Origin of the sequence: Streptomyces sp. NPDC093225 (genome assembly GCF_044753805.1) — a bacterium.
Taxonomy (GTDB): Bacteria; Actinomycetota; Actinomycetes; order Streptomycetales; family Streptomycetaceae; genus Streptomyces.
On sequence record NZ_JBIVNX010000013.1, the window covers coordinates 18,566 to 31,172 of the forward strand.

The window sequence follows — 12,607 nt, forward strand, 5'->3', positions numbered from 1 at the left end:
GCCACGGCCGTCACCGCTGTCAACGCGCGCACGGCCCGGCCGGTTACGGCCGGGCCGTGCGCGGTTTCCGGCGCGGGCGGGCGGCGCCGGGACGCCGGGCGTCGTCCGTTCGGCCGAGCGCGCGCGACGTCCCTGTTGCCCGCCTCCCGCATCGGCCTTTGACTCGTGGGACGGGGGAGTGCGCGAGAAGAGGTGGCAGTGATGCTCTCGGCCCGAAGCCTGTTCCAGGAGATCATCGACAACGACGACTCCTACCAGCTGTTCTGCTCGATCGCGGCCAGCGGAGAGGCCCAGGGCGGCTGGGAGAACGCCCGCATCGCGGCCCTCGTGCCCCCCGCCATGGCGGACCTGGCGCCCAAGATCACGCGGCACGGCGCGGACGAGGACAAGCACGGCCGGATCTTCCACCAGCTCCTCAGGAAGCGCGGCCTGCCGCCCGTACCCGTCCCGCCCGAGACGGACTACACGATGCTGCTGGAGAAGCACGGCATCGGGCTGGCCCACTCCAAGCTCCGCGCGGACGAGCGGCTGACGGACGAGGACATCGTCGTCTACCTCGCGCACAGCCGCGTCACCGAGCAGCGGGCCGCCGACCAGATGGTCATGCTGGTGCGCGACTTCGGCGACCACCCCGAGGTCGGCAAGGCCATCCGGATGATCAGCAACGACGAGGACAACCACCTCGCCTACTGCCACGAGGAACTGCTCCGGCTGGCCCGCGAGGGCCACGGCCGGACCATCCAGCGGGTGCTGCGCGAGAGCGCCCTCGCCGAGATCGCCGTCTACCGCGACGTCAGCCTCGCCGTCATGGACCACATGGGTCGCATCCTGAAGTGGCCCCGGGCCAAGTCGGCCGCGCTGGCCGCCGGCATCCTGGGCCTGTACGCGTACGAGCGCTTCGCCGGCTGGCACAAGGCGGTCAGCCTGCGCGAACCGGAGCGGCGCAACGCCCTCGGCGGGCCGCCCGTGGCCGCCGCGCCCGAGCTGGTCTGAACCGCGTCGGCCCTACAGCCAGCCGCGCCGCTTGAACATCCGGTGCAGCCCCCACACGATCAGTCCCATCACCACGAGCACGACCTCGTACCCGTACCGGGTGTGCAGCTCCGGCATGTGGTCGAAGTTCATCCCGTAGATGCCCGCGACCATCGTCGGCACGGCCGCCATCGCCGCCCAGGCCGAGATCTTCCGCATGTCGTCGTTCTGGCGCACGCCCATCTGCGCGAGGTGCGCCGCCAGCGCGTCCGACAGCAGCCGGTCCAGGCCCTCGACGTACTCGTTCGCCTTCGTCAGGTGGTCGGCCACGTCCCGGAAGAACGGCCGGGCGTGCTCGTGCACGAACGGCACCCCGGGCACCGAGAGCCGGCTCATCGGCTGCATCAGCGGCGCGGTGGCCCGCCGGAACTCCAGCACCTGCCGCTTGAAGTTGTAGATCCGCGAGGCGGTGTTCTTCGCGTCCCCGCCGTTGGGCTGGAAGACCTCCGCCTCCAGCTCCTCCAGGTCCGCCTGCAGCTCGGCCGCCACGTCGATGTAGTGGTCCACCACCGCGTCGGCCACGGCGTACAGCACGGCCGTCGGGCCGTGCCGGAGCACCTGCGGCTCGTGCTCCAGGCGGTGCCGCACGGCGGCCAGTGCGCCGCCCTCGCCGTGCCGCACCGTCACCACGAACGAGTCGCCGATGAACACCATCAGCTCGCCGGTGGTCACCGTGTCGAGGTCGTCGTCGTACACGACGGGCTTGAGCACCACGAACAGCGAGTCGTCGTACACCTCGAGCTTCGGCCGCTGATGGGCGGTCAGCGCGTCCTCCACGGCCAGCGGGTGCAGCCCGAACTCGCTGCGGACGTGCTCGAACTCCTTCTCCGTCGGCTCGTGCATCCCGACCCAGAGGAACGCGTCGCCCGTCGCCCGAGCCTCGTCGAGTGCGTCGGAGAGGTCCTCGGGGCCCGACACCCGAGCACCGCCCTTGTAAATCGCGCTGTCCACAATCACGCCGGGCATTGTCCCCCGACCCCGGCACGGGCGTACACCACGGCCTACCCTGGGGGCCATGGCGACCTTGATCCTGGTACGGCACGGACGCTCCACCGCGAACACCTCCGGGGTGCTCGCCGGACTCACCCCCGGCATCGCCCTCGACGCGCACGGCGCCGCCCAGGCGGCCGCCCTGCCCGCCCGGCTGGCCGGCCTGCCGCTGGCCGCCGCCGTCACCAGCCCCCTCCAGCGCTGCCGCGAGACCCTCGCCCCGCTGCTGGCCGCACGGCCGGGAACGACCCTGCACACCGAGGACCGCATCGGGGAGTGCGACTACGGCGACTGGTCCGGGCGCAAGCTCGCCGAGCTCGCCGACGAACCCCTCATGAAGGTCGTCCAGCGCCACCCCTCGGCCGCCGCCTTCCCCGGCGGCGAGTCCATGGCCCGCATGCAGTACCGGGCGGTGGCGGCCGTACGGGACTGGAACGAGCGGATCGACGCCGAGCACGGCGAGGACGCCCTGTTCCTGATGTGCTCCCACGGCGACATCATCAAGTCCGTGGTCGCCGACGCGCTCGGCATGCACCTGGACCTCTTCCAGCGGATCTCGGTCGACCCCTGCTCGGTCACCGCGATCCGCTACACCCGACTGAGGCCCTTCCTGCTCCGCCTGGGCGACACCGGGGACCTGGCCGGCCTCGCCCCCCACGGCCCGTCGGCCGAGCCCACTCCCGAGGCGGTGGCGGAGTCCTCCGACGAGGCACCGGACCCGGCCGGGGACGGCGGGGACGCCGTGGTGGGGGGCAGCACGGGCGCGCAGTGATCCACCGGCGCAGTAGGGTGGACGAACCTGGAACAGGTGCGCCCGCGCCCCCGCGCCGACGCACGGACTTCCCGAGACCGACCGAGACTTACGGAGACTGGACGTGCCCCGTCAGGTGTTCCTCTACGACCCGCCGGACCGCTTCGTGGCCGGCACGGTCGGCCTGCCCGGACGCCGTTCGTTCTACCTCCAGGCTTCCGCGGGCAGCCGCGTCACCAGCGTCGCGCTGGAGAAGACGCAGGTCGCGGCCCTGGCGGAGCGCATGGACGAGTTGCTGGACGAGGTCGTGCGGCGCACCGGCGGCAACGCGCCCGTGCCGGCTCTCGCCCTCCCCGACAGCGCCGACACCGCCCCGCTCGACGTCCCCGTGGACGAGGAGTTCCGCGTCGGAACCATGGCCCTGGCCTGGGACGGCGAGCAGCAGCGCATGATCGTCGAGGCCCAGGCCCTCGTCGAGCTCGACGCCGACTCGGAGGAGGACCTCGCCGAGGCGGAGGAGCGGCTCCTCCAGGACGAGGAGAACGGCCCGCCGATGCTGCGGGTGCGCCTCACCGGAGCGCAGGCCCGCGCCTTCGCCAAGCGGGCCCTCGACGTCGTCAACGCGGGCCGCCCGCCGTGCCCGCTGTGCAGCCTGCCGCTGGACCCGGAGGGGCACGTGTGTCCGCGCCAGAACGGCTACCGCCGCGGGGCGTGAGTGCCGTGGAACCGGACACGCCGGTGGAGGGGGACGCGCAGGTGACGGCCGAGCTGCTGGCCCGCGGCGAGCTGACCGTACTGGGCCGGATCAGGGAGGCCTCGAACGCCGTCCTGCTGTGCGACGTCGCGCACGACGGCACGACCGCGCGCTGCGTCTACAAGCCCGTGGCCGGCGAGCGCCCGCTGTGGGACTTCCCCGACGGCAACCTCGCCCGCCGCGAAGTCGCCGCCTACCTGCTCTCCGAGGCCACCGGCTGGGGCCTGGTCCCCACCACCGTGCTCCGTGACGGCCCCTACGGCGAGGGCATGGTCCAGCAGTGGATCGAGTCCGACGACGGGGCCGAGGCGGGCCTGCTCGCCCTCGTCGAGGGCGACGAGCCGGGGGAGGGCTGGAAGGCCGTCGGCCACGCCGAGGTCGGCGGCGGCCGCACCGCCCTGCTCGTACACGCCGACGACCCGCGGCTGCGCCGCCTCGCCGTCCTCGACGCCGTGATCAACAACGGCGACCGCAAGGGGGGCCACCTGCTGCCCGCCCCCGACGGCCGGCTGTACGCCATCGACCACGGCGTCACCTTCAACACCGAGGACAAGCTGCGCACCCTGCTGTGGGGCTGGGCGGGGGAGCCGCTCACCGACGAGGCCGTCGAGGTGCTGCTGAGAATCGCCTCCGAGACGGCCGACGGGGGCCCGCTCGCCACCCGGCTGGCCGAACTCATCACGGCCGCCGAGCTGGCCGCCGTACGGGACCGGGTGGCGCAGCTGCTGGAAACCCGCAGGCACCCGGTCCCCAGCGGCCAGTGGCCCGCGATCCCCTGGCCGCCCGTCTGAGGCCCCGGCCGGGTGCCACGCACGGAACCGGCCATGACGCAAGGGGTGCGTTCCGGCCAACCCTGCCGGTCCGGTTCGATGACGGAACGTGCGTCCGGTTAGGCTCAAGGCATGCATGCCTGGCCCGCTTCTGAGGTTCCCGCCCTGCCCGGCAAGGGCCGCGACCTCCAGATCCACGACACCGCGACCCAGGGGAAGATCACCCTCGACCCCGGTCCCGTCGCCCGTCTCTACGTCTGCGGCATCACCCCGTACGACGCGACCCACATGGGTCACGCGGCGACCTACAACGCGTTCGACCTCGTTCAGCGCGTGTGGCTCGACACCAAGCGGCAGGTCCACTACGTCCAGAACGTCACGGACGTCGACGACCCGCTGCTGGAGCGGGCCCTGCGCGACGGCCACGACTGGACCGAGCTCGCCGAGCGCGAGACCGCCCTGTTCCGCGAGGACATGACCGCCCTGCGGATGCTCCCGCCGCAGCACTACATCGGGGCCGTCGAGGCCATACCGGGCATCGTGCCGCTGGTCGAGCGCCTCCGGGACGCCGGCGCCGCGTACGAGCTCGACGGCGACGTCTACTTCTCCGTCGAGGCCGACCCGAACTTCGGCCAGGTCTCCAACCTGGACGCGGCCGCGATGCGGCTGCTGTCCGCCGAGCGCGGCGGCGACCCGGACCGCCCGGGCAAGAAGAACCCGCTCGACCCGATGCTGTGGATGGCCGCCCGCGAGGGCGAGCCCAGCTGGGACGGCGCCTCGCTGGGGCGCGGCCGCCCCGGCTGGCACATCGAGTGCGTCGCCATCGCCCTGGACCACCTGGGCATGGGCTTCGACATCCAGGGCGGCGGCTCCGACCTGGCCTTCCCGCACCACGAGATGGGCGCCTCGCACGCCCAGGTCCTGACGGGCGAGTTCCCGATGGCCAAGGCGTACGTGCACGCCGGCATGGTGGCGCTGCACGGCGAGAAGATGTCGAAGTCCAAGGGCAACCTGGTCTTCGTCTCGAAGCTGCGGCGCGACGGGGTCGACCCGGCCGCCATCCGCCTCGCGCTGCTGGCTCACCACTACCGGGCGGACTGGGAGTGGACCGACGACGTCCTGACCGAGGCCGTGGCCCGGCTCGGCCGCTGGCGCGCGGCCGTCTCCTGGCCCGACGGCCCCTCGGCCGACGCCCTGGTCGACGAGGTCCGCGCGGCCCTCGCCGACGACCTGGACGCCCCGGCGGCGCTGGCCGCCGTCGACCGCTGGGCCGCCCTCCAGGCCGACGCCGGCGGCGACGACCCCACGGCCCCCGGCCTGGTCTCCCGCACGGTGGACGCGCTGCTCGGCGTGGCGCTGTAACGACACGGGAAACGCCGGCGGGGCTGCACCTGCAGCCCCGCCGGCGTTCGAGGTGCGGGGAGGTCAGCCCTCCGGCGTACCGGACTCCGACTCGCCGGACGACCCCTCGTCCGAGGCACCACCGGCCCCCGCCGGGCCCGCAGATCCGGCGGAGCCGGGGGAGTCCGACTCCCCCGCGAGGTCGGGCCGCCGCTTCGGCGGACGCGTCCGCCCGCTCGACGTGTCGCGCAGGTACGACGCGTCCCCCGACTCGGTCGCGAGCGACGGCCCCCCGGAGGGCCCCGGCTCCCGCCGCCGCAGGTACCGCTCGAACTCCCGCGCGATCGCGTCCCCGGAAGCCTCCGGCAGGTCCGCCGTGTCCCGCGCCTCCTCCAGCGTCTGCACGTACTCCGCCACCTCGCTGTCCTCGGCCGCGAGTTGGTCCACCCCGAGCTGCCACGCCCGGGCGTCCTCCGGCAGTTCGCCGAGCGGGATCCGTACGTCGATCAGATCCTCCAGCCGGTTCAACAGCGCCAGCGTCGCCTTCGGGTTCGGCGGCTGCGACACGTAGTGCGGCACGGCCGCCCACAGCGACACCGCCGGAACTCCCGCGTGCGTGCAGGCCTCTTGGAGGATGCCCACGATGCCGGTCGGTCCCTCGTACCGGGTCTCCTCGAGGTCCAGCGTGCGTGCCAGGTCCGGATCGGAGGTGACGCCGCTGACCGGCACCGGGCGGGTGTGCGGGGTGTCGCCGAGCAGCGCGCCCAGGATCACCACCATCTCGACGCCCAGCTCGTGGGCGAAGCCGAGCAGCTCGTTGCAGAACGACCGCCAGCGCATGGACGGTTCGATGCCGCGCACCAGCACCAGGTCCCGCGGCTTCGCCCCGCCCACCCGGACCACGGACAGCCGCGTGGTCGGCCACGTGATCTTCCGTACCCCGCCGTCCAGCCAGACCGTGGGGCGGTTGACCTGGAAGTCGTAGTAGTCCTCGGCGTCGAGAGCCGCGAAGACCTCGCCCTTCCACTCCCGGTCCAGGTGCGCCACGGCACCGGAGGCTGCGTCGCCTGCGTCGTTCCAGCCCTCGAACGCGGCCACCATGACCGGGTCGATCAGCTCGGGCACGCCCTCAAGCTCGATCACCCAGGTCTCCTTCCGAAGTTCTCTTGTGTACCCGGCTCAGCCTACGGCTTGGACCCCCGCTCGAGCAGACCCTTCAACACCCGCTCGCTCTCGGGGACCTCCTTGCGCGCGGAGGGCATCACGACGAGCGGCAGGAGGACCTTGCCGAGCCCGTGGCCGTGGAAGTCGATGTCGAGGGTGACGCGGGAGCGGGTGCCGTCGCCGACCGGCTCGACGGTGCCCTGCACGTCGGCCCGCACCGGCCCCCCGACCCCGTGCAGGTGCCAACTGCGCGGCGGGTCCAGCTCCGTGACCTCCATGGTCGTGTCGATCTCGCGCTTGCCGATCCGGCGCCTGATCTCGATCCGCTCGCCCACGGACAGCGGGCCGGACGGAGGCCGTACGGCGACCGCGCTGGTCTGCCACTCGGGCAGGTGGGAGAGCTCGGTGAGGTAGGAGAAGACCTCTTCGGGAGTGCGGGAGATCTCCACGCTTTCCTTGATGGCGGGCATGACGGCCGCCCCCTTCGATGCCCCCCTGGCTCATCCTTCCGTACGAATGATCCCATCCCCGGAATCAACGCGAAAGGGGCGGTTCCCGTCCGGAAACCGCCCCTCCCTCACGCGATCACGCCTTGTGGCGGAGCATCTCCTCGACGCGACCGCGCACGGCGTCGTCGTCCAGGCCGCGGATCGTCACCGTCGTGCGGCGGCGCAGCACGTCGTCCGCCGTCTCGGCCCACTCGAAGTCGCGGGCGTAGGCGACCTGCGCCCAGATCTCCGGGCCGTCCTCGTGGATCCGCTCGCCCAGGTCGGGGTTCTCGTTGACCATGCGGGCGATGTCGAAGGCCAGCGAGCCGTAGTGGGTGGCCAGGTGCTTGGCGGTCAGCGGGTCCATCCGCATGCCCGGCTCGCGGTCCACCAGCAGGCGGTGCGCGACCGCGTTCGGGTTCGCCACACCGGGCAGCGGCACCCGGCGCACCAGGGACTTCACCGGCTCCATGTCGTCGGTGAGCGGCCCGCCGGGCAGCTTCGCGAGCTTGTCCATGACCACCCGGCCGATGTGCCGGTACGTGGTCCACTTGCCGCCGGCCACGGACAGCATGCCGCCCGCACCCTCGGTGACGACGGTCTCGCGCTTGGCCTTCTCGACCCCGCCGGGGCCGCCGGGCAGCACCCGCAGGCCGGCGAAGGCGTAGGTCATCAGGGAGCGGTCGAGGTCGGCGTCCTTCACCGAGAACGCGGCCTCGTCCAGGATCTGCTGGATGTCCTTCTCGGTGGCGCGCACGTCCGCCGGGTCGCCCTCGTACACCTCGTCGGTGGTACCGAGCAGCAGCTGGTCCTCCCACGGGAGGGCGAAGGTGATGCGGTACTTGTCGATCGGGGTGGCCATCGCGGCCTTCCACGGCGACTTGCGCTTCATGACGATGTGCGCGCCCTTGGACAGCCGGATCGACGGCAGGGAGTGCTTGTCCTCCATGCGCCGCAGGTGGTCCACCCACGGGCCGGTGGCGTTGAGCACCACGCGGGCGTCGACGCCGAACTCGGTGCCGTCCAGGCGGTCCCTGAGCTCGGCGCCCGAGACCCGGCCGCCGGTCTTGCGCAGGCCGGTGACCTCGGCGTGGTTGAGGACGACCGCACCGGACTCGACGGCCGCGCGGACCGTCATGACGGCGACGCGGGAGTCGTTCATCTGGTGGTCGTAGTAGACCGCGACGGCCTTGAGGTTGTCCGTCTTCAGGCCGGGGTTGTCGGCGACGGCACGGGCCGGCGATATGACCTTGCCCATGCCGTCGCCGAAGGCCGAGAGGGCGGAGTAGGCGAAGACGCCCGCGCCCAGCTTGGCCGCACCCACCGGACCGCCCTTGTAGACCGGCAGGTAGAAGGTGAGCGGGTTGACCAGGTGCGGGGCCACGTCCTTGGCCAGCACCCGCCGCTCGTGGTGGTTCTCCGCGACCAGCTTGACCGCACCGGTCTGCAGGTAGCGCAGGCCGCCGTGGACGAGCTTGGAGGAGGCGGAGGAGGTGGCGCCGGCGAAGTCGCCGGCGTCCACCATGGCGACCCGCAGACCCGACTGCGCGGCGTGCCAGGCCACCGAGGTGCCCAGGATGCCGCCGCCGATGACCAGAAGGTCGTACGTGGCCTTCGCCAGCTGCTCACGGGTCTCGGCGCGGCTCGGGTTCGAACCGGCGGTCGGGTGCGCCCCGAGGGCGGGAACGCTCTGCAGGCTGCTCATGTGTGACTCCTCGTCAGCTCTCAGCGGTCGACGTCAACGTCCGAGCACGGGGCTCAGGCGTCGTCGCCGTCCTCGTCGATCCAGCCCATGGTCCGCTCGACGGCCTTGAGCCAGTTCTTGTACTCGCGGTCCCGCTGGTCGGCGGGCATCCGCGGGGTCCACTCGGCGGCCCGGCGCCAGTTCGCGCGGAGCGCGTCGGTGTCGGGCCAGAAGCCGACGGCCAGGCCGGCGGCGTAGGCGGCGCCGAGGCAGGTGGTCTCGGCGACCATCGGGCGCACCACGGGGGCGTCCAGGAAGTCCGAGAGCGTCTGCATCAGCAGGTTGTTGGAGGTCATACCGCCGTCGACCTTGAGGGCCGACAGCTCGACGCCGGAGTCCTTGGTCATGGCGTCGGTGATCTCGCGGGTCTGCCAGGCGGTGGCCTCGAGCACGGCACGGGCGATGTGCGCCTTGGTGACGTACCGGGTGAGGCCGGCGATCACGCCGCGGGCGTCGGAGCGCCAGTACGGGGCGAACAGGCCTGAGAAGGCCGGCACGAAGTACGCGCCGCCGTTGTCCTCGACCGAGGAGGCCAGGGTCTCGATCTCGGCGGCCGACTTGATCAGGCCCATCTGGTCGCGCATCCACTGCACCAGGGAGCCGGTGACGGCGATCGAGCCCTCCAGGGCGTAGACCGGCTTCTCGTCGCCGATCTGGTAGCCGACCGTGGTCAGCAGGCCGCTGTAGGAGTTGATGATCTTGTCGCCGGTGTTCATCAGCATGAACGTGCCGGTGCCGTACGTGGACTTCGCCTCGCCCTCGGCGAAGCAGGTCTGGCCGAACAGGGCGGCCTGCTGGTCGCCGAGCGCCGAGGCCACCGGCACGCCCGCCAGCACGCCCTCCTTGACCTCGCCGTACACCTCGGCGGAGGAGCGGATCTCCGGCAGCACGGTGGCCGGGATCTCGATGGAGGAGAGGATGCGCTCGTCCCAGGCCAGCTCGTGCAGGTTCATCAGGAGCGTGCGGGAGGCGTTGGTGACGTCGGTGACGTGCCGGCCGCCGTTCACGCCGCCGGTCAGGTTCCAGATGACCCAGGTGTCCATGGTGCCGAAGAGGATGTCGCCGGCCTCGGCGCGCTCGCGCAGGCCCTCGACGTTGTCGAGCAGCCAGCGGACCTTCGGGCCCGAGAAGTACGAGGCCAGCGGCAGGCCGGTCTCGCGGCGGAAGCGGTCCTGGCCGACGTTGCGGCCGAGCTCCTTGCACAGGGCGTCGGTGCGGGTGTCCTGCCACACGATCGCGTTGTGCACCGGCTCGCCGGTGTTCCTGTCCCACATGACCGTGGTCTCGCGCTGGTTCGTGATGCCGACGGCCTTGACGTCGGCGGCCGTGATCTCGGCCTTGGCGATGGCCCCGGCGACGACCTCCTGGACGTTCGCCCAGATCTCCGTGGCGTCGTGCTCGACCCAGCCCGGCTTCGGGAAGATCTGCTCGTGCTCCTTCTGGTCGACGGCGACGATGCGGCCGTCGCGGTCGAAGACGATGCAGCGGGAGGAGGTGGTGCCCTGGTCGATCGCGGCGATGAACGGGCCGGTGCTCGTGGTCATGGTCTTCTGCTCCTGGGGGTCGTGAGAGGGAAGCGAAAGTGGTTCGTTGAGCGGGTGCTGTTCAGACGAATCAGGCGAACGCGACGTTGTAAAGACCACCGGCGACGGCGGCACCGACGAGCGGGCCGACCACCGGGATCCAGGAGTATCCCCAGTCCGAGCCGCCCTTGTTGGGCAGCGGAAGGAGGGCGTGGACGATGCGCGGGCCGAGGTCACGGACCGGGTTGATGGCGTAACCGGTCGGGCCGCCCAGCGAGAGGCCGATGCCGACGACCACGAAGGAGGTGATCAGGACGCCGATGACGCCGAGGCCCTTGCCGCCGTCCTGCAGGCCCTGGGTGAGGATCGCGAGGACGAGGACGGCGGTGCCGACGATCTCGGTGACCAGGTTCTGCCAGACGTTGCGGATCTCGGGACCCGTGGAGAAGATGCCGAGCACCGGGCCGGCCGGCGCGTCCGCGTCGACCGTCAGCTCCGGGTCGGTCAGGTGGGCCCGGAACTGGCCGTAGTACGTGATCCACATGAGGGCCGCGCCGATCATGGCGCCGAGCAGCTGGCCGGCCAGGTAGACGCCGGTGTTGCTCCAGTCGCCGGTCTTGATGGCGATGCCGACGGTGACCGCCGGGTTCAGGTGCGCGCCGGAGAGCGGGGCCGAGACGTACGCGGCGATCAGCACCGCGAAGCCCCAGCCGAAGGTGATGGCGAGCCAGCCCGCGCCGCGCGCCTTGGAGCTCTTGAGCGTCAGGGCGGCGCAGACGCCACCACCGAGCAGGGTGAGCAGGGCGGTACCGATGGTCTCGCCGATGAAGATGTCGGAGGTGGTCACCCGCGACTCCTTTGTCCTACGTCCAGGGGGTGAGTGGAAGCCGGAGTCCCTTTCCGGTCATCCGCGCACTCGGTGAGTGCATTTTCGGCCCTGGCACTGTCACACCCTAGCGCGTATTGCCGTCAGGTGTTCGACAATGCCGACCGATGCACGGCAGTTTTCCGCCGTGTGAAGAGCGCGTCAAGAGTCGTCCCGTGCAAAAAGCCGGATCGTTACCGCGGGGTACGCGCCGTCGAATCCGGCATGTCCGGGCATGTCGAAGGGCCGGCGCCCACCGGCACCGGCCCTCCGTGATCCTTCGCCCGGGGAGCCCCGAGGCGTCCCCGGGGGTGTCCCCAGGGCTCTCCGTCGCCTCCCGCGCCCTCCTGCGGGCCGCCGGGGCGTCCCGCTAGAAGCGCCCCGCGCCCAGGTCGCGCGAGACCGCACGGGCGCAGTCGCGCACCGCCGCGACCAGCTCGGGCCGCAGCTCGCCGGGGGCCGCGCAGACCCGCTCCACGGCCCCCGCGACGGCCACCGCGCCCACCGGCATCCGCCGCCGGTCGTGGATCGGCGCCGCCACCGAGGCGATGCCCTCCCAGGTCTCCTCGACGTCCGAGGCCCAGCCCCGCGCCCGGGTCAGGTCCAGCACCTCCTCGAAGCCCGTGAGCTCCGTGATCGTCCGCGGGGTGAAGGCCTCCCGGGTGCCCTCGACCACCTCGCTGTGCGCCACCGGGTCGTACGCCGACAGCACCTTGCCCAGGGCCGTGGAGTGCAGCGGCTGCATGGCCCCCACCTCCAGCACCTGGCGGCTGTCGTCGGGCCGGAAGACGTGGTGCATGATCAGCACGCCCTGCTGGTGCAGCACCCCCACGTACACGCTCTCCCCGCTGGACCGGGCCAGGTCGTCCGTCCAGACCAGCGCCCGCGCCCGCAGCTCGTGCACGTCCAGGTAGCTGTTGCCCAGCCGCAGCAGCTCCGCGCCCAGCTGGTAGCGCCCCGAGGCCGGATCCTGCTCCACGAAGCCCTCCGCCTGGAGGGTCCGCAGGATCCCGTGCGCCGTCCCCTTGGCCAGACCCAGCGCGGACGCGACGTCGGACAGTCCGAGCCGCCGCTCGCCACCCGCCAGCAGTCGCAGCATCGCAGCGGCTCTTTCGAGCGACTGGATGTTCCGTGCCATCGGCGGCCTCCTGAAGCCTTCTACAACGTTGGTTCGACAATGACGAA

12 protein-coding genes are annotated in these 12,607 nt (G+C 72.0%); 5 read left to right on the top strand and 7 right to left on the bottom strand.

Annotated features, from left to right (window positions below):
* Positions 1-201 precede the first annotated feature (201 nt).
* Entirely contained in the window at positions 202-993 is a 792-nt protein-coding gene (locus ACIQCH_RS14530) for a ferritin-like domain-containing protein (RefSeq protein WP_402581019.1), read from the top strand.
* Positions 994-1,005: 12 nt separating this feature from the next.
* Here ACIQCH_RS14530 and corA read toward each other — a convergent pair whose 3' ends face one another.
* Entirely contained in the window at positions 1,006-1,998 is a 993-nt protein-coding gene (gene corA, locus ACIQCH_RS14535) for a magnesium/cobalt transporter CorA (RefSeq protein ID WP_402581020.1), read from the bottom strand.
* A 49-nt stretch (positions 1,999-2,047) separates the two neighbouring features.
* Here corA and ACIQCH_RS14540 point away from each other — a divergent pair, with 49 nt between their 5' ends.
* The 4 genes from ACIQCH_RS14540 to mshC all read left to right on the top strand — a co-directional run bounded on the left by ACIQCH_RS14540 (position 2,048) and on the right by mshC (position 5,659).
* Positions 2,048-2,794 (top strand): MSMEG_4193 family putative phosphomutase, encoded by a 747-nt coding sequence (locus ACIQCH_RS14540; protein ID WP_402581021.1) that lies wholly within the window; start codon positions 2,048-2,050, stop codon positions 2,792-2,794.
* Between the two features lie 103 nt (positions 2,795-2,897).
* Positions 2,898-3,488, top strand: a complete 591-nt coding sequence (locus tag ACIQCH_RS14545) for a DUF3090 domain-containing protein (RefSeq protein WP_402581022.1) — start codon at positions 2,898-2,900, stop codon at positions 3,486-3,488.
* Positions 3,452-4,318 (top strand): SCO1664 family protein, encoded by an 867-nt coding sequence (locus ACIQCH_RS14550; RefSeq protein WP_402581023.1) that lies wholly within the window; start codon positions 3,452-3,454, stop codon positions 4,316-4,318. Before ACIQCH_RS14545 ends, ACIQCH_RS14550 begins: the two co-directional genes overlap by 37 nt.
* A gap of 111 nt (positions 4,319-4,429) precedes the next feature.
* A complete protein-coding gene (mshC, locus tag ACIQCH_RS14555) occupies positions 4,430-5,659 on the top strand; it encodes a cysteine--1-D-myo-inosityl 2-amino-2-deoxy-alpha-D-glucopyranoside ligase (protein WP_402581024.1) in 1,230 nt (409 codons plus the stop codon).
* 63 nt (positions 5,660-5,722) lie between these two features.
* On the opposite strand, the gene ACIQCH_RS14560 is transcribed toward mshC, so the two are convergent.
* The 6 genes from ACIQCH_RS14560 to ACIQCH_RS14585 all read right to left on the bottom strand — a co-directional run bounded on the left by ACIQCH_RS14560 (position 5,723) and on the right by ACIQCH_RS14585 (position 12,560).
* Positions 5,723-6,781, bottom strand: coding sequence for a PAC2 family protein (locus tag ACIQCH_RS14560; RefSeq protein WP_402581025.1), 1,059 nt, complete (start codon positions 6,779-6,781; stop codon positions 5,723-5,725).
* A 41-nt stretch (positions 6,782-6,822) separates the two neighbouring features.
* The gene (locus ACIQCH_RS14565) at positions 6,823-7,272 is read right to left on the bottom strand and encodes an SRPBCC family protein (protein ID WP_402581026.1); all 450 of its coding nucleotides are present in this window, start codon (positions 7,270-7,272) and stop codon (positions 6,823-6,825) included.
* 115 nt (positions 7,273-7,387) lie between these two features.
* On the bottom strand, positions 7,388-8,995 hold the full coding sequence (locus ACIQCH_RS14570; protein ID WP_030193028.1) for a glycerol-3-phosphate dehydrogenase/oxidase: 1,608 nt from the start codon (positions 8,993-8,995) through the stop codon (positions 7,388-7,390).
* Positions 8,996-9,048: 53 nt separating this feature from the next.
* On the bottom strand, positions 9,049-10,578 hold the full coding sequence (glpK, locus tag ACIQCH_RS14575; RefSeq protein ID WP_402581027.1) for a glycerol kinase GlpK: 1,530 nt from the start codon (positions 10,576-10,578) through the stop codon (positions 9,049-9,051).
* Between the two features lie 70 nt (positions 10,579-10,648).
* Positions 10,649-11,404 carry an MIP/aquaporin family protein gene (locus ACIQCH_RS14580; protein WP_402581028.1) on the bottom strand — a complete coding sequence of 252 codons (756 nt, stop codon included), beginning with the start codon at positions 11,402-11,404 and terminating at the stop codon, positions 10,649-10,651.
* Positions 11,405-11,792: 388 nt separating this feature from the next.
* On the bottom strand, positions 11,793-12,560 hold the full coding sequence (locus ACIQCH_RS14585) for an IclR family transcriptional regulator (RefSeq protein ID WP_402581029.1): 768 nt from the start codon (positions 12,558-12,560) through the stop codon (positions 11,793-11,795).
* Positions 12,561-12,607 lie beyond the last annotated feature (47 nt).